General features: G+C 44.9%; 21 protein-coding genes. 14 read left to right on the forward strand and 7 right to left on the reverse strand.

Annotated features, from left to right (window positions below):
• Positions 1-77: 77 nt before the first annotated feature.
• The 5 genes from AC5ZC7_RS12525 to AC5ZC7_RS12545 all read left to right on the forward strand — a co-directional run bounded on the left by AC5ZC7_RS12525 (position 78) and on the right by AC5ZC7_RS12545 (position 3269).
• Positions 78-1133: an ABC transporter permease subunit gene (locus AC5ZC7_RS12525; RefSeq protein ID WP_496161644.1), complete on the forward strand. Its 1056-nt coding sequence runs from the start codon at positions 78-80 to the stop codon at positions 1131-1133.
• 88 nt (positions 1134-1221) lie between these two features.
• Complete coding sequence (locus tag AC5ZC7_RS12530; RefSeq protein WP_496161645.1) at positions 1222-1737, forward strand: GFO_1088 family ECF-type sigma factor; 516 nt, start codon at positions 1222-1224, stop codon at positions 1735-1737.
• Positions 1727-2197 carry a PG0215 family putative anti-sigma factor gene (locus tag AC5ZC7_RS12535; protein WP_496161646.1) on the forward strand — a complete coding sequence of 157 codons (471 nt, stop codon included), beginning with the start codon at positions 1727-1729 and terminating at the stop codon, positions 2195-2197. The genes AC5ZC7_RS12530 and AC5ZC7_RS12535 overlap by 11 nt, the downstream gene beginning before the upstream one ends.
• 35 nt (positions 2198-2232) lie before the next feature.
• Positions 2233-2754, forward strand: a complete 522-nt coding sequence (locus AC5ZC7_RS12540) for a DUF4252 domain-containing protein (protein ID WP_496161647.1) — start codon at positions 2233-2235, stop codon at positions 2752-2754.
• A gap of 5 nt (positions 2755-2759) precedes the next feature.
• Positions 2760-3269 carry a DUF4252 domain-containing protein gene (locus tag AC5ZC7_RS12545; RefSeq protein WP_496161648.1) on the forward strand — a complete coding sequence of 170 codons (510 nt, stop codon included), beginning with the start codon at positions 2760-2762 and terminating at the stop codon, positions 3267-3269.
• Between the two features lie 6 nt (positions 3270-3275).
• On the opposite strand, the gene AC5ZC7_RS12550 is transcribed toward AC5ZC7_RS12545, so the two are convergent.
• Both AC5ZC7_RS12550 and recF read right to left on the reverse strand, forming a co-directional pair.
• Positions 3276-3563, reverse strand: a complete 288-nt coding sequence (locus AC5ZC7_RS12550) for a DciA family protein (RefSeq protein ID WP_496161649.1) — start codon at positions 3561-3563, stop codon at positions 3276-3278.
• A 63-nt stretch (positions 3564-3626) separates the two neighbouring features.
• Complete coding sequence (gene recF, locus AC5ZC7_RS12555) at positions 3627-4736, reverse strand: DNA replication/repair protein RecF (protein ID WP_496161650.1); 1110 nt, start codon at positions 4734-4736, stop codon at positions 3627-3629.
• A 228-nt stretch (positions 4737-4964) separates the two neighbouring features.
• Between recF and pdhA the strand changes: the two genes are divergently transcribed.
• The 7 genes from pdhA (at position 4965) to AC5ZC7_RS12590 (ending at position 10369) form a co-directional block, all read left to right on the forward strand.
• Positions 4965-5957 (forward strand): pyruvate dehydrogenase (acetyl-transferring) E1 component subunit alpha, encoded by a 993-nt coding sequence (gene pdhA / locus AC5ZC7_RS12560; RefSeq protein ID WP_496161651.1) that lies wholly within the window; start codon positions 4965-4967, stop codon positions 5955-5957.
• A gap of 156 nt (positions 5958-6113) precedes the next feature.
• Positions 6114-6815: a tetratricopeptide repeat protein gene (locus tag AC5ZC7_RS12565; RefSeq protein ID WP_496161652.1), complete on the forward strand. Its 702-nt coding sequence runs from the start codon at positions 6114-6116 to the stop codon at positions 6813-6815.
• Between the two features lie 129 nt (positions 6816-6944).
• On the forward strand, positions 6945-7445 hold the full coding sequence (gene ribH / locus AC5ZC7_RS12570; RefSeq protein ID WP_496161653.1) for a 6,7-dimethyl-8-ribityllumazine synthase: 501 nt from the start codon (positions 6945-6947) through the stop codon (positions 7443-7445).
• A gap of 21 nt (positions 7446-7466) precedes the next feature.
• Positions 7467-8186 carry a heterodisulfide reductase-related iron-sulfur binding cluster gene (locus AC5ZC7_RS12575; RefSeq protein ID WP_496161654.1) on the forward strand — a complete coding sequence of 240 codons (720 nt, stop codon included), beginning with the start codon at positions 7467-7469 and terminating at the stop codon, positions 8184-8186.
• Between the two features lie 63 nt (positions 8187-8249).
• Positions 8250-8663: an EVE domain-containing protein gene (locus AC5ZC7_RS12580; protein WP_496161655.1), complete on the forward strand. Its 414-nt coding sequence runs from the start codon at positions 8250-8252 to the stop codon at positions 8661-8663.
• Between the two features lie 121 nt (positions 8664-8784).
• A complete protein-coding gene (locus tag AC5ZC7_RS12585; protein ID WP_496161656.1) occupies positions 8785-9681 on the forward strand; it encodes a DUF4349 domain-containing protein in 897 nt (298 codons plus the stop codon).
• A gap of 10 nt (positions 9682-9691) precedes the next feature.
• Positions 9692-10369 (forward strand): Sir2 family NAD-dependent protein deacetylase, encoded by a 678-nt coding sequence (locus AC5ZC7_RS12590; RefSeq protein ID WP_496161657.1) that lies wholly within the window; start codon positions 9692-9694, stop codon positions 10367-10369.
• 186 nt (positions 10370-10555) lie between these two features.
• Here the strand turns inward: AC5ZC7_RS12590 and AC5ZC7_RS12595 are convergent, their stop codons facing one another.
• Positions 10556-11878, reverse strand: coding sequence for a saccharopine dehydrogenase C-terminal domain-containing protein (locus AC5ZC7_RS12595; RefSeq protein WP_496161658.1), 1323 nt, complete (start codon positions 11876-11878; stop codon positions 10556-10558).
• Between the two features lie 422 nt (positions 11879-12300).
• On the opposite strand from AC5ZC7_RS12595, the gene gyrA reads away from it, so the two are divergent.
• Entirely contained in the window at positions 12301-14904 is a 2604-nt protein-coding gene (gene gyrA, locus AC5ZC7_RS12600) for a DNA gyrase subunit A (protein ID WP_496161659.1), read from the forward strand.
• Positions 14905-15059: 155 nt separating this feature from the next.
• Entirely contained in the window at positions 15060-16313 is a 1254-nt protein-coding gene (locus tag AC5ZC7_RS12605) for a tetratricopeptide repeat protein (protein ID WP_496161660.1), read from the forward strand.
• A 244-nt stretch (positions 16314-16557) separates the two neighbouring features.
• Here AC5ZC7_RS12605 and AC5ZC7_RS12610 read toward each other — a convergent pair whose 3' ends face one another.
• The 4 genes from AC5ZC7_RS12610 to AC5ZC7_RS12625 all read right to left on the reverse strand — a co-directional run bounded on the left by AC5ZC7_RS12610 (position 16558) and on the right by AC5ZC7_RS12625 (position 20271).
• A complete protein-coding gene (locus AC5ZC7_RS12610) occupies positions 16558-16764 on the reverse strand; it encodes a hypothetical protein (RefSeq protein WP_496161661.1) in 207 nt (68 codons plus the stop codon).
• A gap of 157 nt (positions 16765-16921) precedes the next feature.
• Positions 16922-19114: an ATP-binding protein gene (locus AC5ZC7_RS12615; protein ID WP_496161662.1), complete on the reverse strand. Its 2193-nt coding sequence runs from the start codon at positions 19112-19114 to the stop codon at positions 16922-16924.
• Between the two features lie 143 nt (positions 19115-19257).
• Positions 19258-19449: a hypothetical protein gene (locus tag AC5ZC7_RS12620; protein WP_496161663.1), complete on the reverse strand. Its 192-nt coding sequence runs from the start codon at positions 19447-19449 to the stop codon at positions 19258-19260.
• Between the two features lie 126 nt (positions 19450-19575).
• Positions 19576-20271 carry a response regulator gene (locus AC5ZC7_RS12625; protein WP_496161664.1) on the reverse strand — a complete coding sequence of 232 codons (696 nt, stop codon included), beginning with the start codon at positions 20269-20271 and terminating at the stop codon, positions 19576-19578.
• Positions 20272-20355: the final 84 nt, after the last annotated feature.

Consider the following 20355-nt stretch of genomic DNA (forward strand, 5'->3'; position numbering starts at 1 on the left):
CCAGTAATGCAGCAAAGGAATTTGCTGATTTACCAGTCGCTAAAAGCTAAATGCTAAGAGCTAAAAGCTAATTGTTTATGCTTCGTTTCCTGTTGCGCAAATCTGGTTATGGAATATTGGTGCTATTCGGTGTAGTAGTGCTGGTATTCTTCCTGTTCAACGTGTTGCCCGGCGATCCTGCCCGGCTCACCCTTGGACAACGGGCTGATGTGGCGTCGCTTGAAAACGTAAGAAAGGAATTGCACCTGGACCAGCCGACAGGGGTGCAATTCCTGTTTTACCTGAACGACTTATTGCCGCTGGGGATACATACCACGGAGCAGGCGGCAGAGAATCTGCACTATGTAACGTTGGCGCATATATCAAAAGAGAAGATACTGGTACTGAAAGCACCCTATCTCCGGCGCTCTTACCAGGGCAAGAAGCAGGTCTGGGATATTTTGATGGAAGCGTTACCCGGTACTTTACTGCTGGCGGTAGCCGCTATGTTACTGGCTACTATTGCGGGCGTAGCACTGGGGGTACTGTCGGCGGTGAAACAAAACACCTGGATGGATACAGGGGCGGTATTTGCCAGCGTAGCCGGTATTTCAGCGCCTTCCTTTTTTGCAGGTATCGTACTGGCTTATCTCTTTGGCTTTGTATGGAGCGACTATACCGGGTTGCATATGACGGGCAGCCTGTTTGACATTGACCCATTCAAAGGCCGGGTGTTGAACCTGCGCAACCTCGTATTACCGGCCATTACCCTGGGCATCCGCCCGCTGGCCATCATTGTACAGTTAACCCGTAGTGCGATGCTGGATGTATTGCACCAGGACTATATCCGGACCGCTTATGCCAAAGGGCTATCCAAATCCACGGTGATTTGGCGGCATGCGTTGCCCAATGCGCTCAATCCTGTTATCACTGCTATTACCGGGTGGTTTGCTGAATTATTGGCTGGCGCCTTTTTCGTAGAATATATTTTTGGATGGAAAGGCATTGGTAAAGTAACCGTAGATGCCCTCGACAAATTCGATTTCCCCGTGGTAATGGGGGCCATATTGCTCACAGCAGGCATTTTCGTATTAGTAAACCTGCTGGCGGATCTGCTCTACACACTCATTGATCCGAGAATTAAACTGGATTAAGTACTTTCTCATCTCCCCGAAATATTTTTTTAATTTCTTGTAACATCCGCATTTTACAGTCGTCTTCTTTTCAAACGCACTATTCTGCATGTCACTAGATCGATTTCTCACACAGGTGGTTCCAGTACGGCAAAAGCTTTACCGCTTTGCATTCCGCCTGTTGGGGAATGAAGAAGACGCGCAGGATATTACCCAGGATGCCCTCATGAAGGTATGGGGCATGCAGGAAAAAATGGCGGAGTTGCAAAATATGGAAGCCTGGTGTATGCGGATTACCCGCAACCTGGCGCTGGACAAAATCAAGTCCAGGAAATACCGGCTGGCCGATGAACTGGACCGGGCCGGTGAGCTGCCTGCTATGCAACAGCAAAGTCCGCATGCAGCCGCCGAACAGAACGACGTAATGGGAAAAGTACATGTGGCGATCAATAACCTCCCGGAGAAATACCGTACCATTCTGCAACTCCGGGATATAGACGGCCATTCTTACCAGGAAATTGCCGACATACTGGATATAGACATGAATGATGTTAAAGTGAATTTGCACCGGGCCCGTAAAACGGTACGGGAAAAACTACAAAATCAGCAGGTATATGGATTATAACAGGATCATTGCCATCGTAGAGAAATACTGGGACGGGGAAACTACCCTGGAGGAAGAAGCGGAATTGCGCGAGTTTTTCAGTACAGCACGTCCTGATTTACCAGCAACGTTGCTGGAAGCTGCACCGATGTTCCAGTATTTCCACCGGGAAGCAGAAAAGGTATGGGAAGCACCGCCCGCAAAGGTAGTACCACTATCGCCGTTCCGCCACTGGATGAAATATGCCGCCGTATTGCTGGTAGCAGTGGGTATTGGCTATGCCTTGCAACAACAGGGCCACCGGCAGCAGGAAGTCATTATTGCCATGAAGCAACAGGAGCTGAATGATCCGCAAAGGGCGTTGGATGAAACCAAGAAAGCATTACAGCTGCTGGCAAAGAACCTGAACAAAGGGACTTCCAAAATGCAGAAGCTGGCTTATTTCAATGATGCTACGGCATTAGTAGAAGGAAAAGATTAATCAGCTCATTCTAAACCGGATATAAACACAAAAAGATGAAACGATACCTCTTATTATTGATCGCGGTCTTTGCCAGCTTCCACCTCTCGGCGCAGCAGGGGAGCGTGATAGACCGCTTTTTCCAGAAGTACGAAAGCGACCGCAATTTCACCGTGGTCAGCATTACACCAAAGATGTTCAGCATGTTTGCCAAGGTGGATCCGGGCGATGCGGACGCAAAAAACATGATGCGGGTCATCCAGAAATTAAAAGGACTGCGCATCCTTGCCAAAGAAAACACGAAAGACGGCCCCCGCCTGTACCGGGAAGCTGCTGCCTTTCTTGGCAGCGACTTTGAAGAGCTGATGACCGTGCGCGACAAAGACAGCGACCTGAAATTTATGGTAAAAGAAAATGCGAAAGGAACCATCAGCGAGCTGGTAATGCTGGTAGGTAGCTCCAGTGAATTTATGGCCATGAGCCTGATCGGCGATATTGACCTCAATGAAATTTCGCTGATCGCCGGATCTGTAAATATCCAGGGGATGGATAAATTAAAAAACATTAAGAAAAAATAACTGCCATGAAATCATTTATTATTGCTGCCGGTTGTTTCCTGTTGTCTGCCTCCGCAGTGAGTGCGCAAGACAGATGTTTGCGTGAATTCCGTAACAAACACAGGGCCGGTTCAGAAGTACACACGGTATCTATGGGCGGTGTTAGCCTGAAACTGGCCGGCTGGTGCTTATCCTTTGCAGATGATGATGCCGATGCCCAAAGCGTTAAGCATGCGCTGAAAAATGTGCAGAAAGTGAAAATTTATACCATCTCTAACGTGAACGGTAGTACGGTAAGCGGGGATGACATTGCGGAACTGAAAAGTAACCTGCAACGCAATGAACATTTCGATTTACTGATGGAAGTGAGAGAGAAAGGAAACCTGGTACATGTACTCAACCGGGGCAACGACGATGAGTTAGGTAATGTAGTAATGCTGGTACAGGATCAATCAGATTTTGTAATCGTCAATCTGAAGACCACTTTAAAAATGTCTGACGTTAACAGCCTGATTCGTCAGTTTGCCTCCAACTGATCCCTTTTACCTGATCATCACCTCTTTTACAATGCTTTCTCCAAGCATTTCATTCACCAACTTGATGATCTTGTCTTTAGAATAAGTCAATTCTTGTCTTAATGGCGCCACTGTAGTGGTAACAATCAGTTTATGATCAATAAGCTGGATGCTCTGTGTGTAGCGCGCAATGGTTTTGCCCATTAGTTGCTCCCAGTTATCCTGGATGCGTACCTCCATCAGGCGGGGTTTCATCCTGCTTTTGTTCATAAATTCCCGGAGTGCATCTCCGATACTCGTTGTTCCGTGGCGCATCCGGCAAAGCTAAGTTTTTTCAAGGATTTTTCACGCAAATGCGTAGGGAAGCACCGTGCTTTTTTACGCATTTGCGTTTTGGTTGGAGTTGTCTCCCACTTCAATGAGCTGCAATGCTTGTCCAATGCCTGCAAAAGCCTGTTGCAGGCGGTCGGTATGGGTATCCGTAATAAATACCTGCCCGTAGTTTTCACTGGCTACCAGGGTGATCAGGCGGGTAACGCGTTCCTGGTCCAGTTTTTCAAACACATCGTCAAGTAACAGGAGGGGAGGGAAATGTTTATTTTGACGGATCACATCATACTGGGCCAGCTTCAGCGCAAAAAGAAAGCTTTTACGCTGGCCTTGTGAGGCGCTGGTTTTCATAAGGTGATCATTTAACAGGAAAGAGAGGTCATCGCGGTGTATGCCGGTACTGGTGCGTTGCAGTTGCATATCGCGGTAGCGGGCATTGTGTAGCTGGGTGGCATAGTCTTCCTCCTGTAAGGTGCACTGGTACTGGATATTGACTACTTCATGGGTGCCGGAAATATAATCATACAGCTCCTGTACTTTAGGGATAAAGGTTTGGAGGAAGGCTTTCCGGGTTTCGTACACGGGTACACCGTGGAGCACCAGTTGCAGGTCAAATACATCCAGCAGGCTATCCTGGTTTTGCCCGGTGGCGGCCATATTTTTCAGGAGGGTATTCCGTTGAAGTAATATTTTTTGGTAGATGATGAGATGATCGAGGTAGTCCGGATACAGTTGGGAGAGCAGGCTATCGAGCCATTTGCGTCTTTCTTCACTGCCGCCCAGGATGATTTCGGCATCATCAGGGGCAATCATTACTGCCGGGAACTGCCCGATGTGGCGGGAGAAGCGGTCGTATTTATCGTCGTTGAGGCTGATTTCCTTTTTCCCGTCTTTCACGGTGCAAACGATTTTTTCTGCCTGCTGGTTTTTTTCGAGGTAGCCTTCGAGCCGGAATCCATTGGTTTGATAGCGTACATTCTGGCTTTCATTGCTGGTAAAATAGCTGCGGGTGAAGCAAAGATAATAGATGGCGTCCAGCAGGTTGGTTTTACCGGCGCCGTTTCTGCCGGTGATGCCAACGATACGGTGGCCGAAGGAAAAGGTCTCCTGGCTGTAATTTTTGAACTGGACGAGTGATATTTTATTAATATAAAGCAAAGAAAAAGAGTATTTGTAAATAATAATATGCGAAAATTATCAATTGTATAACTGATAAAAAACCGCACTAATGGGAACTTCGCTGCGATTCCCGTGCAAATAAATGCAAAACTGTTTGAAATTGATGAATTTGCATAATTTAATGGGAATTGGAATTCATATTTATATTTTAGGATTTTCCTGTTATATTTGCGAACAAATTTAGAAAGAGTGCAAACTAAAACAGACGTGAAGACGAAATTCACCAAAGAGACATATCTGTACTGGTATGAATTGATGCTTTTGCTGCGCCGCTTTGAAGAAAAGACAGGCCAATTGTACGGGATGCAAAAAATCCGTGGCTTTTGTCATTTGTACATAGGACAGGAAGCAATTGCTGCAGGTGCAATGACAGCTACCAAGCCGGAGGATAAATTCATCACAGCTTATCGTGATCATGCGCTGGCAATTGCGAAGGGAATTTCCGCTAAAGCTTGTATGGCAGAACTGTATGGTAAAGCAACCGGTTGTTCGAAAGGAAAGGGAGGCAGCATGCACTTTTTCTCCAAGGAACATGGGTTCTTTGGCGGCCATGGTATTGTTGGAGCTCAGATAGGTACAGGTGCCGGACTGGCGCTTGCAGAGCAATACAAAGGAACCGATAACGCAGTGTTGTGTTTCTTCGGTGATGGTGCAGCCCGTCAGGGTATGCTCCATGAAACCTTTAACATGGCAATGACCTGGAAACTCCCTGTAATTTTCATTTGTGAAAATAACATGTACGCCATGGGTACTTCTGTAGAACGTACCTCCAACGTATTGGATATCTATAAGCTGGCCGACGCTTACGAAATGCCTGCCGATTCTATCGATGGTATGAGCTGCGAAGCAGTACATGATGGTATCGAAAGAGCCGTAAAACGTGCCCGTGAAAAAGGCGGTCCTACTTTACTGGAAATCAAAACTTACCGCTACCGTGGTCACTCTATGAGCGATCCGGCTAAATATCGTACTAAAGAAGAACTGGAAGAGTACAAAGAGAAAGATCCAATCAACGAAGTACTCAGAGTTATTCAGAAAAATAAATGGGCTACCGAAGCAGAAATTGAAGCTATCAACGAACGCGTAAAAGTAGAAGTTGATGAGTGTGTAACTTTCGCAGAAGAGTCTCCATGGCCAAGCGATGATGAATTACTGAAAGACGTTTACATTCAGGAGGATTATCCTTTCATCGTTGACTAAAGCTTTTAGCCATTAGCAGTTAGCTTTTAGCGAATGCAGTGAAAATAACATAATATTGTTATCCGCTGCATTCGCTAAAAGCTAACTGCTAATGGCTAACTGCAGCTTCGATACCTATTAAATAACTAAGCAATCAATCACAATTACACCTTTACAATGGCAGAAACTAAAGATAAAGCCACCGTGCCTCAACCTGCAAAAAATGATTTTGACCTGGAGAAATCCATGCACAAGGCAGAAGACTTCTTCTATAAAAACAAAAACGTTATTTCTATTGCTGTACTAGCAGTAGTAGTAGTGGTAGGCGGCTTCTTCGCCTATAACCGTTTCGTTAAAGCGCCAAATGAAAACAAAGCACAGGAAATGGTTTTCCATGCACAAAACTACTTTGCGGTAGATTCATTCAAGCTGGCACTGAACGGTGATGGTAATAATTATGGTTTCTTACAGGTAGCGGAGAAATACGGTAGCACACAAGCTGGTAACCTGGCTAAATACAGTGCAGGCGTTTGCTACATCCGTCTGGGTGAATTCCAGAAAGGTATCGACATGCTGAAATCCTTTAGCTCCAACGATCTGCTGCTCCAACCAACTGCTTATGGCCTGATGGGAGACGCTTACATGGAACTGAACAACACAAACGACGGCATCGAATCTTATAAGAAAGCCGGTCACTACAATGATAATGAGCTGACTGCCCCTGTTTACCTGTTCCGCGCCGGTTTGGCCCTGGAAAAAGCAGGTAAAGCACAGGATGCCATCGCCATCTATAAAGAAATTAAAGAGAAATTTCCGACCACTAATGAAGGTCGTGAAATGGACAAGTACCTGGCAAGACTGGGTGATGTAAAGAACTAATCAATTACGAATTACGAATTACGAATTGCGGATTTGTGAGAAGATAGTAAACGCGGATGTTATCTTCGCTTATATCTACCTACAAATCCGTAATCCGTAATTCGTGATTCGTAATTCTAAACTGATTGTATGTCCGATCACAATAAGAGCTTACTAAATGACGCTGGCATTCTCAACCTGGAGGATGCCAGTGTTGTTATGGTGTATACTGAATGGAATGACACCATCGTGAATGAACTGGTAGCAGGTTGCGATAAAGCCCTCGACCAGTACCGTGTCACTAAAACAGAGAAAGTAATTGTACCCGGTGCTTTCGAATTACCTTACGCCTGTAAACAATACTGGGAAACCACCAAAGGTACCGGTAAACAGCCTGGCGCTATTATTGCTTTCGGTTGCGTGATCCGTGGCGAAACACCTCATTTTGATTATGTGTGCAAAGCCGTAACAGAAGGTATTCTTCAACTGAACCTTCAGTTACCCGTTCCTGTTATATTTGGCATACTGACTGTAGACAATGAACAACAGGCGTTAGACAGACTCGGAGGTGCCCACGGTCATAAAGGAGAAGAAGCTGCTATCACAGCGTTAAAAATGATTGCATTGCAAAGGAAGTTAGCGAATAGCTAACCGTTAAAAGCTAAAGGGCATATGAATGTACAGCTATTTATACCGTGTTTTGTAGACCAGATGTTCCCGGAAACCGCCTTCAATATGGTGAAAGTACTGGAGAAACTGGGTTGTAATGTGATGTATAACACGGAGCAAACCTGTTGTGGTCAACCCGCCTACAATGCCGGCTACCAGGATGAATGCAGAACAATAGCGACCAAGTTTGTAAAGGATTTTAAAACCTTTGATTACATTGTTGCTCCCAGCGGCTCCTGCACCGGGTTTGTACGTAATTATTATGGGAAGCTGTTTGATAACTCTGCCGCCCACAATGATGTAAAACTGCTGAAGAAAAATCTCTACGAATTCACAGAATTCCTTACAGAAGTACTGCATGTCACAGACTTGGGAGCCACCCTCAATGGTGTGGGCACTTATCACGATGCCTGCGGCGCGCTGCGGGAATGTGGCATCAAGGAAGGACCACGTAAGCTACTGGAAAAGGTAAGAGGCCTGGAATTGAAAGAAATGAACGATAGCGAAGTATGTTGCGGATTTGGAGGAACTTTCGCGGTGAAGTTTGAACCCATTTCTATGGGCATGGGAGAGCAGAAGGTCAACAACGCCGTGAACAGTGGTGCGGACTACCTGATTTCAACAGACCTGTCGTGCCTCATGCACCTGGATGGTTATATCCGGAAGCATGGTTCAAACGTGAAAGTAATGCACATTGCCGATGTACTGGCCAGCGGCTGGTAAAGCCAACAGCTAATGGCTGGCAATTTAAAGCGATAATATTATCACCCGAAAACTGTAATTGATATGAACTATTGGCTGGTGAAGTCTGAACCATTTAAATACTCCTGGGAACAGTTTGTAAAGGATAAAGTAACTTTCTGGGATGGTGTGCGTAACTACCAGGCACGCAATAATCTCAGAGGCATGAAGAAGGGCGACCAGGTATTGTTTTATCATAGTAATGAAGGCATGGAAATCGTAGGCCTGGCCACTGTAGCCAAAGAAGCCTACCAGGATCCCACCACGCCCGATCCAAACTGGGTAGTAGTAGACCTGAAGCCGTTGAAGGCCTTCAAAAAATTTGTTACGCTGGCAGAAATGAAAGCAGATAAAAGACTGGCTAATCTATCATTGATCCGCCAGGGACGCTTGTCTGTATGTGATGTGAAGCCGGAAGAATTTGAAGCCATTATGGAAATGGGTGGCATGAAAAAGTAAATATTTTATAGTATTATAAGCGCAAAGGGTATTTTTCTTAGAGGAAGATACCCTTTGCTGTTTTTAAGCAAGCAGTTATGGAATTTTAAGTGAACAGACATCTTATCCCAAACTGCGCCATATGAAATATTCCTTTTTGCTGATGTTCAGCTCTACTGTATTGATTTGCGCCGGATGCGGCCACAAAAACGCAGCGCCTGTGCCGATGGAAACCAGCGCCAGCGCAACCACAGAGGCACATGCCGTTGGCGCACTGGCTGCTGATGAAGGTGAGAAAGCCCCAGCGGAGCTTGATGATAAAACATACCCCACGGAGGTAGCCATCTCCCAAAAAGTTATCAAAAACGGTAAACTCTCTTTTTCTACTGATAATTTTGATGCCTGCAGAAGTCGTATAGCCGATACCGTGAAAAAATATGGCGGTTATATTGCCAATGAAAATCAAACCAACGGGCATTTGCAATTACGTAATGAGCTGGATATAAAAGTACCTGCCGCGGTATTTGAACAGTGCCTGGAAGCCCTGACCGGCGGCGCATCACGAATAGATGAAAAAAGCATTACATCGGAGGATATCACCGCAGCATATGTAGACCTCGATGCGCGTATGAAGGCACGAATGGCAGTAGAGCAACGTTATTTGCAGATACTGCAGCAGGCAAAAAAAGTAGAAGAAATACTGGCAGTAGAAGCACAGTTAAAAACTATCCGGGAAGATATAGAAGCTGCCAAAGGCCGCCTGCAATACATGGATCACCATGTGGCTTACAGCGGGATACAGCTTACTTATTATCAAACCATTGCTAACACAGATCCGCAGGCGCCGGGGTTTTTCCGGCAGTCGTGGTTATCCTTACAGGAAGGTTGGAACGGCTTTTTATCTTTTGCACTGGGAATAATAACCGCATGGCCTTTGCTGCTTGGTATTGTTTTTCTTGTTATTTTTATAAGACGAGGAATAAGGAAATGGAAATTAAAAAGGGCCATTGCCCAAACCCCAACTAACGTAAACCCATAAACGAATCAACATGAAACCAAGATTGGTGGTGCTGACCGGAGCCGGCATCAGTGCAGAAAGCGGCCTCCGGACCTTCCGCGACACAGATGGATTATGGGAAGGCTATGATGTATATGAAGTGGCCTCTCCAAAAGGCTGGGAAAAGAACCCGGCACTGGTACAGGATTTTTATAACGGTCGTCGCAAAGATGTCATGGCGGCCCTGCCCAACGCAGCCCACACAGGGCTGGCGCAACTGGAAGAAAAATTTGATGTACGCATTATTACACAGAATATTGACGACCTGCATGAGCGTGGCGGCTCCAGCAACGTGTTGCACCTGCATGGAGAAATATTCAAAATGCGCAGTGTGACTAACGAAGATTTGATCTATGACATCCGGGGCGATATCAAAATGGGCGACCTGGCAGCAGATGGGGGACAGCTGCGTCCACATATTGTATGGTTTGGGGAGGCTGTTCCAATGATAGAAAAGGCGGTGATGGAAGTGATGGCAGCGGATATTTTTGTGGTGATTGGTACTTCTTTACAGGTGTATCCTGCGGCTAACCTGTTGCAATATGTGAAGTTCAGAACGCCGACCTATTTCATTGACCGTAAGATTCCGCCTGTTGAATCCGGTGTTAACCAGTACTTGATAGAAAAGCCCGCTACAGAAGGGGTACAGGAACTGCTTAGTATACTATAAGCAGAGCATAAAGCATAAAGCACAAAGCCATTGAAGCGGATATCTGGCAACTTGTTACTCGCTTCAATGGCTTTGTGCTTTATGCTTTGTGCTTTATGCTAAAATAAAAACCTCCCCGCAGAGGGGAGGTATCACAAGTCCTTGGTGCCCGATAGAGTCCATCATAGGAAAACAATAATGTTTGCTTTATTCAAAGCTTTCCTCAAATCTGATATCGTACTCTTCTAATTCTTTTAGAACGGGATTGTAAATTTCCGGCATCACCGGTATTTGTAAGCCTGTAAGTGTTACTTTTTCCTGGAGTATGAGTTTGGCCATGATACCGAGTGGAAGGCCCACTGTTTTTGCCATGGCGGTATGTATGTTGTCTTCGCCCTGTACTATCATGTAACTATGCATCCTCGTGGCCATATTGCGGCGTTCAAATTCAATTTCATGCATCATTACAATCATGTCCTTGTCTGCCGGTTCCATTTTTAGCTTGTTCTCCACGAGGAACTGTAGGATGTCCGCATTGGTTTGCTCCCCTAAATTTATGACATCTGTACTTAATAATCCCATAAATTTTAGCTGACGGATAACTTTAGACTTGGTACTGACGCCCAGGTACTGGGAAATATTCTCTTCGGGGGTACCTGTTTGTTCTGTAATACGGGCGGTAGCCCATTGTGACCAGGTCAGTTGGTCCGTGGCAATTTTGGTGGTATCCTCTGTTAAACCCAGCTTTACCAGGGCGTTCCAGCCTTCGCAGAAGTCGGGATAGCGGAGGGTGGCGCGCATAAAGGTAGCCAGTTCTTCCAGTTTGTAGACTTCCATATAACCGAGGGAATCGCGGTTAGGGTAGAAGGCTAGTTTGCCCAAACCGGGTACCTGTATGGTTTTGGTATGGTCGAAGAGGTTTTCGTAGGGTACCTCTCTGACTTTTCCTTTTTCTTTATACGTAGCGCCGGAACTGCCGGCCAGTACAATATTGCGGGCATTCCAGGACACTTTATACTGCCATGGATTGTCGTTGCTGTCGGGTGAAATGAGGCCACCGCAGTAGGATTTAAAGGAAAATATTTGTCCGCCTTTTTTCTCAATAGAATGAATGAGTTTCATGGCCGACATATGATCAATACCGGGGTCGAGGCCCATTTCGTACATAAAGAGCAATCCGGCTTTTTCTATTTCAGGTTGCAGTTTGCGTACTTCCGGATCTATGTAGGAGGCGGTGAGCAGGTTTTTTTTAGCTTCCAGGCAATCTTTCGCTACGAGGATATGCAGGGATGCAGGTAATAAAGAAATGACGAGATCTGTTTCCCGGATCAGTTGTAATCTGGCGGAATGGTCTTTAATATCAAGTGCCGTAGGCGTTGCGTAGTATGATTTTCCTGTTTTGGACTTGATAAGCGACAGGTCATGATCGGCTACTGTAACATGCCATTTTTGTCGCGGGGCGTTAGTTAACAGATAATCAATCAGACTGGTGGCCGATTTTCCGGCGCCAAACAACAGTATGTTCTTCATGGTGTTCTTTAGAAAAGTGATTAAGAATCAGGGGAATAACAGCTTTTTTGATACTTATGTTCGAATTTAGACACCCATTCGGATTTATTCTTCTTATATATATGTTTTCCGTTGATTCGATGTATTGATATTCAGGAGGTTAGAAACAAATACTTTGCCAATATTTATATTCTAATATATTAAACCGACTTAACATATTGCAGATAAATTAAAATCAGGGTAATTATCTATAACGTAAACGGCATATAAATGGTTGTCATTCATTGTTTAAATCAATCATATATCGATATTGCAATATAATCGTTAATCCCTATGGTCCTTTTTATTCACATTTCTTGATTTTTAGCTCAAAATAAGGGCTGAAATGGCTATATTTGCCTTTATCTGTTTTGAGCAGAAAAAACTGTAAATCAACACACAAAATGACAGAGCATACGGAAAATCAGCAGGAAGGGAGAATTGTCCAGATAAACATCGAAGAGCAGATGAAAACGGCTTACATAGATTATTCTATGTCCGTGATCGTAGGCCGCGCATTACCCGATGTGAGAGATGGTTTGAAGCCTGTACACCGCCGTGTTTTATTCGGAATGAATGAACTGGGGAACCACAGTAACAAAGCCTACAAGAAATCAGCGCGTATTGTGGGTGAAGTAATGGGTAAATATCACCCGCACGGTGATGCTTCCATTTACGACACCATTGTACGTCTGGCGCAGCCCTGGAGTATGCGCTATCCAATGGTGGATGGTCAGGGTAACTTCGGTTCGGTAGATGGAGACATGCCGGCAGCGATGCGTTACACGGAGATCCGTCTGCAGAAGATTGCAGAAGCCATGCTGGAAGACATTGAAAAAGAAACGGTAGACTTCACCAATAACTTCGATGATACCCTCGAAGAACCTACTGTATTACCCACCCGTATCCCGAACCTGTTGGTAAACGGCGCCTCTGGTATCGCCGTAGGTATGGCCACCAACATTATGCCGCATAACCTCAACGAGGTGGTGGATGGTGCTATTGCCTATATCGAAAACAGAGATATCACAATAGAAGAACTGATCAAACACGTAAAAGCACCTGACTTCCCAACGGGCGGTGTTATTTACGGTTTTGAAGGCGTTAAACAGGGTTTTGAAACCGGCAGGGGCAGAGTAGTGGTAAGAGGTAAAATCACCTCAGAAACGGCTAAAAATGGCCGCGAAAAGCTGGTGATTTATGAGCTGCCTTACCAGATCAACAAGGCCGTGTTGCACCAGAAAATTGCACAACTGGTAAACGATAAAATTATTGAAGGCATTTCCGATGTACGTGACGAAAGTGATCGTGAAGGAATGCGCCTGGTGATAGATCTGAAAAGAGAAGCCATCTCCAATGTGATCATCAACCAGTTATTTAAATATTCAGAACTGCAAACATCTTACGGTATCAACAACGTGGCGCTGGTAAAAGGCCGCCCGCGTATCCTGAACCTGAAAGATATGATTGCAGAATTCATCGATTTCCGTCATGAAGTAGTGGTTAGAAGAACCCGCTTTGACCTGCGTAAAGCAGAAGAAAAAGCGCATATCCTCGCCGGCTACCTGATTGCACTGGATCACCTGGACCAGGTAATTGCCCTGATCCGCGCGGCTGCCACACCGGAAATAGCGAAAGATGGATTAATGAGTGAATTCGGGTTGTCTGAAATACAATCTAAAGCCATACTGGAACTGCGTTTACAACGTTTAACCGGCATGGAACGCGATAAGATCCGCGCTGAGTACGATGAGATCATGAAACTGATCGCTTACCTGAAAGATGTACTGAACGATGAAGCTTTACGTATGAAAATCATCCGTGAAGAACTGGAAGAAGTGAAGAAGAAATTTGGTGATGAACGTAAAACAGAAATCCAGTACCTCGCCAGCGAAATGAGAATTGAAGATATCATTGCAGAAGAAGATGTGGTGATCACTATCTCTCACCTGGGTTATATCAAACGTACTTCTGCTTACGACTATCGTCAGCAGAAACGTGGCGGACGTGGCGCCATTGGCGGTAAAACACGTGATGAGGATTACATTGAACACCTGTTCGTGGCCTCTACACACCATACCATGCTGTTCTTCACGGAAAAAGGCCGTTGCTACTGGCTGAAAGTGTACGAAATCCCGGACGGAGAAAAGAGCGGTAAAGGACGTGCCATCCAGAATATGATTCAATTGCCTGCTGATGATAAAATCCGCGCTATCATTGATATCAAAGACCTGAGCGATAAAGACTTTATCAACAATCATTATATCGTACTCTGTACCAAAAAAGGTATCATCAAGAAGACCATGGTGGAAGAATTCTCCCGCCCACGTCAGAATGGTGTAAACGCGATCACGATTAATGAAGGCGATGAGCTGCTGGAAGCCAAACTGACTACCGGTGACAGCCAGATTATGATGGCCATTCAAAGCGGTCGCGCTATTCGCTTCCCTGAAGCCACCGTACGTGACACCGGTCGCGGTGCGATTGGTGTAAGAGGAATTGAGGTAGATAGCGACAATGATGAAGTGGTTGGTATGGTTTGTGTTAATAAAGACGACGATCAGAAGACCATCCTGGTAGTTTCCGAAAAAGGTTTCGGTAAACGTACCAACATCGAAGAATATCGTATTACCAACCGTGGTGGTAAAGGGGTGAAAACCATTAACATCACCGAAAAAACAGGTAACCTGATTGCGATCCTCGATGTAACGGAAAAACACGATCTGATGATCACCTGTAAGTCAGGTATCACGATCCGTATGGCCGTTGCTGATATCCGCGAAGCAGGTCGTGCCACGCAAGGTGTGCGCCTGATCCGACTGGATAACAATGATGAAATAGCCGCTGTAGCACGTCTGGACGAACAGGAAGAAGAACAAATCCTGGAAGGAGAAGAGGGCGTTGAAGGTAGCGAAAACGCCGCTGTAGCCACAGATGATCAAACACAAGAAGGCAATGATGCTGCTCCGGAGGAAACGGACAGCAACGAAACTGAAACAAATGAATAATTAAAACAAACAGGCAACTACCTTGATAAACAAGCGGTTGCCTGTTTCTAATAAAAAATATAGCCAGCTCTAGTGGTAACCCAATTGCTGGTTGTATTATTATTTATTAGGAGCACCATACTCTTATTGTAATCAGCAACTAAAAAAACAAAAGCATGAAAAAATTATTGGTATCTCTTCTCTTTTGCACGGCCGGTGTATCGGTGATGGCGCAACGGGCAAAAGTTAGCAGTGCGGATGAGAACCTGAAGAAGCAAGATCTGGAAAAAGCCAAAGCGGATATTGACGCAGCATTACAGAATGATAAGACCAAAAATGACGCTAAAACCTGGTTGGTAGACGGTAAGATCCTCGAGGCAATGGGTACCAAGCAAAAAAGCGCTGCACTGGCAAGTGAAGCTTTTTCCGCTTTCAAAAAAGCTTTGGAAATAGATCCTAAAATGAAAGAGGCGATCCTGGAAATGAACCAGCCGCTGTTCAACGTATATGCTACCATCGCTAACGCCGGTTACGCTAACCTGAATGAACAGAAATGGGATTCCTCTCTCATCAACTTCAAAAACGCCTTCGAAGTAGCTGATTTTTACAACAGCAAAAACTTAGGTGGTTCTATTCCTACCGATACTGCCCTCACTTTTTACGTAGGTTATGCCGCTAACCAGGCAGGTAAAAAAGATGATGCTTTCACTTACCTGAAAAAAGCAGCAGACCTGCAATTCAAAGGTGAACCTGCACTCTACGTGATCCTGGGTCAGCTCTACGAAGAAAAAGGTGATCAGGCAAACTGGCTGAAAACCATCGAACAGGCTAAAACTGTATTCCCTAAGGATAAGCGTTTTAACGATATGGAAATGGCCTTCTACAGCAAAACTGGTAAGACTAACGAATTACTCAGCATGCTGGAAAAGAAAATTGCCGATAATCCAACTGACGAAGCAGCTGTGCTGGACTACGCCATCCGTGTAGATAACCTGGCTAACCCGCGTGACGAGAAAGGTAACGACGCGCCTAAACCAGCTAACTACGAAGAACTGATCGGTAAAGCAGAAGGTGCTTATAAGAAAGCAATCGAAATGAACCCTGCTGATGCAACTGCTAACTTCCAGCTGGGTGCACTGTACTTCAACCGCGCTGTTGTGTTCAACAAAGAACTGAACGCATTGGATAGCAAACAACAGTCTTCTCCTAAAGCTAAAGAATTACAAGGTAAAGTAGAAGGTCTGATGAACCAGGCATTACCTTTCTTTGAGAAAGCAGATGCTGGTTTTACTTCAAAAGGTGCCAGCCTGGAGCAAAGCGACAAGCAAACCTACGAAAGCTGCCTGTACGCTTTACAGAAGATCTATGCGATCAAAAACAACACTGCTAAAGTAGAAGAAGTGAAAAAGAAACTGGACGGTTTGAAATAATCGCACTGACTATACATATTATTGGAAAAGAGTCTGCCGTAAGGTGGACTCTTTTTTTTAGCTAAAAGCGTAAAGCAGAAAGCAAAAAGCCATTGTAGCGAATGATCAGAGCGGATATTTTAATCCCAGGTCTTCATTATTCGCTACAATGGCTTTTTGCTTTCTGCTTTACGCTTTTAGCTAAAAAAAATCCCGTCTACCTGAGGCAGACGGGACAAATAACTCAAACGCTGTATGGCCTAAATTATGCTTTTTTAGCAGCTGGCTTAGCTTCAGCTTTCTTAGCAGCAGGTTTAGCAGCTTTCTTAGTAGTATCAGCAGCAGGTTTTGCTTCAGCTTTAGCTTCGGTTTTAGCTTTTTCTTTCTTTGCAGGTTTAGCAGCTGGTGCTTGTGCGAAAGATGCAGCAGAAATGCTCATTACCAGTACAGCGGCGATCAGGCTTTTTTTCATGATAATTGTCTTTTTAAATGATTAGATGATGAATGTTATTGTTATAATTTCTGTTGTAAAAATACATCAGCCAGGGAGGTGTTAATGACAGGTTTCGGTGAATAAGGAATTACTGTCGTTGAACAGGGAAAAATGTACGGTAATATGTAAACGGAAGCTAGAGCAGAATATTGATAGCCTCCTGTACGGCCTGTATACACAGCTGTTTCAGGGTATTAAATTGCCCGGCTACTACCTGGGGATGGTAGTTGTTTTCCTGTAGTTTTTCCAGCGGTTCCAGGATAGGATAGAGGTGCGTTTCCAGTCCTATAAAGGACACCGTAGTTTTTAAATTATGGGCATTGGCCCGAATCGCAGGAATGTCTTCTGCTACTACTGCTTTTTTAAGGAGAGACAGTTCTTCCGGCAGCTGTGCAATAAATTGCTCCAGCATCGTTTTTTCAAAATTCAGATTACCATTGGAAAGATCGTGGAGGTAGTGCATATTCAGCAGCTGTTGGGCGCTACCATTTTCATGCGGATGTACCGGCAGTTCCCGGGGTGGTAATTTGCCAATGTACACCTGGATCATCCGGTATAATTCGTCTTCTATAATTGGTTTGGAAATATATTCATTCATCCCCATGTGCAGGCACTTTTCTCTTTCTCCTGTCATGGCGTGGGCGGTCATAGCAATGACAGGGATGGTAGAATGCAGTTCGTTGCGGATGGCCTGTACGGCAGAATAACCGTCCATTTCAGGCATTTGAATATCCATGAGCACGAGGTCGTAATGCTGCTTTTCCAGGGCCTGTAATACTTCTTTACCGTTATTTACAATCTTAAACTGCAACTGCCAGCTGCTGAGCAAATGGCGCAGCAGGTTCTGGTTCATTTTATTATCTTCCGCCACCAGCAAACGTACATCCGGATGGAGTGGCAGTTGATCGTTATCTGTAAAGTAGCCATTCACTTCTTCTGAAAGGGATTCTCCCAAAGTATACGGTAATTCTACTTTGAAAGTAGCCCCTTCGCCGGATTTGCTTTCTACTGAAATGAAGCCGTTCTGTAATTCTATGAGTTGTTTTACAATGGTGAGTCCCAAGCCGGTACCGCCAAATTTACGGGTGGTAGAGGCTTCTGCCTGGTTAAAGCGATCAAAAATACTATGCAGTTTGGACGCGTCTATACCAATGCCGGTATCACTAACGGTAAACAATATACGAACGGAATTCTCTTCTGCCCATATCTTCGTTACGTGAATGCGGACTTCCCCTTCATGCGTGAATTTAACCGCATTGCTGGTGAGATTGATGAGCACCTGTGTCAGTCGCATGACATCTCCATATAAAATGTCCGGTACGTCTTCATCAATGGTAACGGACAATTGTAAGTGTTTTTCTTCTGCTTTAGGTTTGAACATGGTATTTACACCATGTAACACGCTGCGCAAACTGAAGGAGGTAGCTTCTATGCGCATCATACCAGATTCTATTTTGGAGATATCCAATATGTCGTTGATGATTTCGAGCAGGCTTTGTCCGGCATTGTCGATGGCGCCAACGTATTCTTTTGATTTATCGTTGAGTGGCTGGGCTTTCAGCAGATGTGTAAAACCCAGCACGGCGTTCATAGGCGTGCGGATTTCGTGGCTCATATTTGCCAGGAACTGGTCTTTTACAGCGGCTAGTTTCTTTTCCTGCTGCTGTGAGGCATCGAGGGCTTCGATGAGTTGTTCCTGCCGGTGGATACGGCTGGTAATATATAGAAATGCCAACAGGCTGGTTAAGCAGGCAAAAAATACGAGTACTGTTCCCCAGCTTTGCGCTTTTTGACCGCTGCTGTCGATCAGGTGTGTGGTGCGGTTTACTTCTGTTTGCCGGGTGGTATCCAGTTGCCGGATAATGCTGGTAATAGCTTCTCCGAGTCGTTTCCCTTTCTGGTTGTTGATCATCCTTTCAGCGGCCCATTTTCCATTGCTGTAAAAGGTATCCAACACCATCAGGTTAAAGTTGTTCTTCTCATCCACCAGGTAATTGAGTTGGGTGAGGAGTTTCTCTGTACTATCGTTTTTGATGATTTTATTAATCTCTTTGAGGTCGGCTTTAATGATCGCAATTTCTGCTTCGATGCCGGTAATATGTGTGGTATCCTGGGAAATAACGGCCCCCCGTACTTTGCTGTCGGTTTTGGCCATGTTGGTTTGCAACTTTTGCAACTCATTTTTTACATTGAGTTCCTGTAGTAGTTGCTCGTTGCCTTTGATCAGCTTGCGGATGTTATTGGATGAATTAAACTGCAGCACAACAAATAACACCATTCCGGAAATGAACAGGCCGAGTAGGTAATATTTGATTCTTTTTGGCTGCATGACAGTTTAGTACATATAAACGCTGATATAGGAATGCCGGTTCATTAAAAGTAGGAAATTATTCCTTAGTTCTTCAGACATTTAGCCTCAGAGCACAATTACTCTGAGGCTAAATGTTGAAACAATTCAGTAACGAATTGTGATTATTTTGCTTTTGGTGCAGCCGGAGCAGCAGCAGGTTTTGCCGCATGGTGATGATGATGATGTTTTTTATGAGCAGGTGCTTTCGCAGACGCTTCTTTTTTTACTTCTTTTTTAGGTGTTGTTGTCTGGGCAAAAGATGATGCACTCATAAACAACATAGCTGCAGCGATGATAATACCAAACTTTTTCATGGTTGTATACTTTAATTAGTGATCAATTGTTTGACGACCTAAAGATACACCCACCTTACCCCGATTAAATAACTTATGGCCCAACAGGCTACAGCTATCGGTCAAAAAGGAGAAAGTGTCGTTGAACTACAACAGGTTCAGTTTATTATTCAGGGCTGCCCGGTATGCGTCCGCAACAGGGATGGCATTCTTCTGAATAAGAATGGTACCATCTTCTATGGATTCGATTTTGTCAAGCGCTACAATATAAGAGCGGTGTACCCGCATAAACTTACCTGCGGGCAGCTTTTCTTCCAGCGCTTTTAACGTGGTATGTATCGCATGAAATTTTTGCGGCGTATTGAGTTTTACGTAGTCGCCCATTGCCTCCAGGAACAGGATATCTTCTGTACGGATTCTCTTTAACACGCCATTATCGCGGATAAAAACAAACTCCGTATCAGATACCTGTATTTCCCGGCTGGTGCTGTCGGTGATTTCCCTTGCTTTTTCGATGGCCTGAATAAAGCGGGCGGGTTGTACGGGCTTGATAAGGTAGTCGGCTACATTCAATTCAAAAGCCTCTACGGCGTACTCTGTTTTTACGGTGGTAAAAATGATCACCGGCCGCTTCTTGCCCAGGTTACGGGTCAGCTCCAGTCCACTCATGCCCGGCATCTCAATATCCAGTAACAACAGGTCTACTTTTTCTTTCTGCAAAAGATTATAAGCCTCCATGGCACTGCTGCATTCGCCCACTACCTGCAGCTGCTCGACATGGCTGGCAAGTTGCCTCATGGCCGTACGGGCCAGCTTATTATCATCTACTATCAGGCAATTCATGCGGCTAATTTAAGTACAAATCGTAATATAAAATCATCTCAGCCGCAACTATGATGCAGTTTTTTTCGGGACGGTTATCCTTTT

The sequence above is a fragment of the Chitinophaga sp. 9-1-y genome (genome assembly GCF_059511905.2).

What these genes read in the sequence shown, in the direction of transcription:
- AC5ZC7_RS12565 (WP_496161652.1), top strand. Translation starts at nt 6,114, where the DNA reads ATGGCAGAAACTAAAGATAAAGCCACCGTGCCTCAACCTGCAAAAAAT.
- ribH (WP_496161653.1), top strand. Translation starts at nt 6,945, where the DNA reads ATGTCCGATCACAATAAGAGCTTACTAAATGACGCTGGCATTCTCAAC.
- AC5ZC7_RS12615 (WP_496161662.1), bottom strand. Translation starts at nt 19,114, where the DNA reads ATGCAGCCAAAAAGAATCAAATATTACCTACTCGGCCTGTTCATTTCC.
- AC5ZC7_RS12620 (WP_496161663.1), bottom strand. Translation starts at nt 19,449, where the DNA reads ATGAAAAAGTTTGGTATTATCATCGCTGCAGCTATGTTGTTTATGAGT.
- AC5ZC7_RS12580 (WP_496161655.1), top strand. Translation starts at nt 8,250, where the DNA reads ATGAACTATTGGCTGGTGAAGTCTGAACCATTTAAATACTCCTGGGAA.
- AC5ZC7_RS12535 (WP_496161646.1), top strand. Translation starts at nt 1,727, where the DNA reads ATGGATTATAACAGGATCATTGCCATCGTAGAGAAATACTGGGACGGG.
- AC5ZC7_RS12525 (WP_496161644.1), top strand. Translation starts at nt 78, where the DNA reads ATGCTTCGTTTCCTGTTGCGCAAATCTGGTTATGGAATATTGGTGCTA.
- AC5ZC7_RS12610 (WP_496161661.1), bottom strand. Translation starts at nt 16,764, where the DNA reads ATGAAAAAAAGCCTGATCGCCGCTGTACTGGTAATGAGCATTTCTGCT.
- AC5ZC7_RS12595 (WP_496161658.1), bottom strand. Translation starts at nt 11,878, where the DNA reads ATGAAGAACATACTGTTGTTTGGCGCCGGAAAATCGGCCACCAGTCTG.
- gyrA (WP_496161659.1), top strand. Translation starts at nt 12,301, where the DNA reads ATGACAGAGCATACGGAAAATCAGCAGGAAGGGAGAATTGTCCAGATA.
- AC5ZC7_RS12590 (WP_496161657.1), top strand. Translation starts at nt 9,692, where the DNA reads ATGAAACCAAGATTGGTGGTGCTGACCGGAGCCGGCATCAGTGCAGAA.
- AC5ZC7_RS12625 (WP_496161664.1), bottom strand. Translation starts at nt 20,271, where the DNA reads ATGAATTGCCTGATAGTAGATGATAATAAGCTGGCCCGTACGGCCATG.
- AC5ZC7_RS12585 (WP_496161656.1), top strand. Translation starts at nt 8,785, where the DNA reads ATGAAATATTCCTTTTTGCTGATGTTCAGCTCTACTGTATTGATTTGC.
- AC5ZC7_RS12545 (WP_496161648.1), top strand. Translation starts at nt 2,760, where the DNA reads ATGAAATCATTTATTATTGCTGCCGGTTGTTTCCTGTTGTCTGCCTCC.
- AC5ZC7_RS12605 (WP_496161660.1), top strand. Translation starts at nt 15,060, where the DNA reads ATGAAAAAATTATTGGTATCTCTTCTCTTTTGCACGGCCGGTGTATCG.
- AC5ZC7_RS12550 (WP_496161649.1), bottom strand. Translation starts at nt 3,563, where the DNA reads ATGCGCCACGGAACAACGAGTATCGGAGATGCACTCCGGGAATTTATG.
- AC5ZC7_RS12575 (WP_496161654.1), top strand. Translation starts at nt 7,467, where the DNA reads ATGAATGTACAGCTATTTATACCGTGTTTTGTAGACCAGATGTTCCCG.
- AC5ZC7_RS12530 (WP_496161645.1), top strand. Translation starts at nt 1,222, where the DNA reads ATGTCACTAGATCGATTTCTCACACAGGTGGTTCCAGTACGGCAAAAG.
- AC5ZC7_RS12540 (WP_496161647.1), top strand. Translation starts at nt 2,233, where the DNA reads ATGAAACGATACCTCTTATTATTGATCGCGGTCTTTGCCAGCTTCCAC.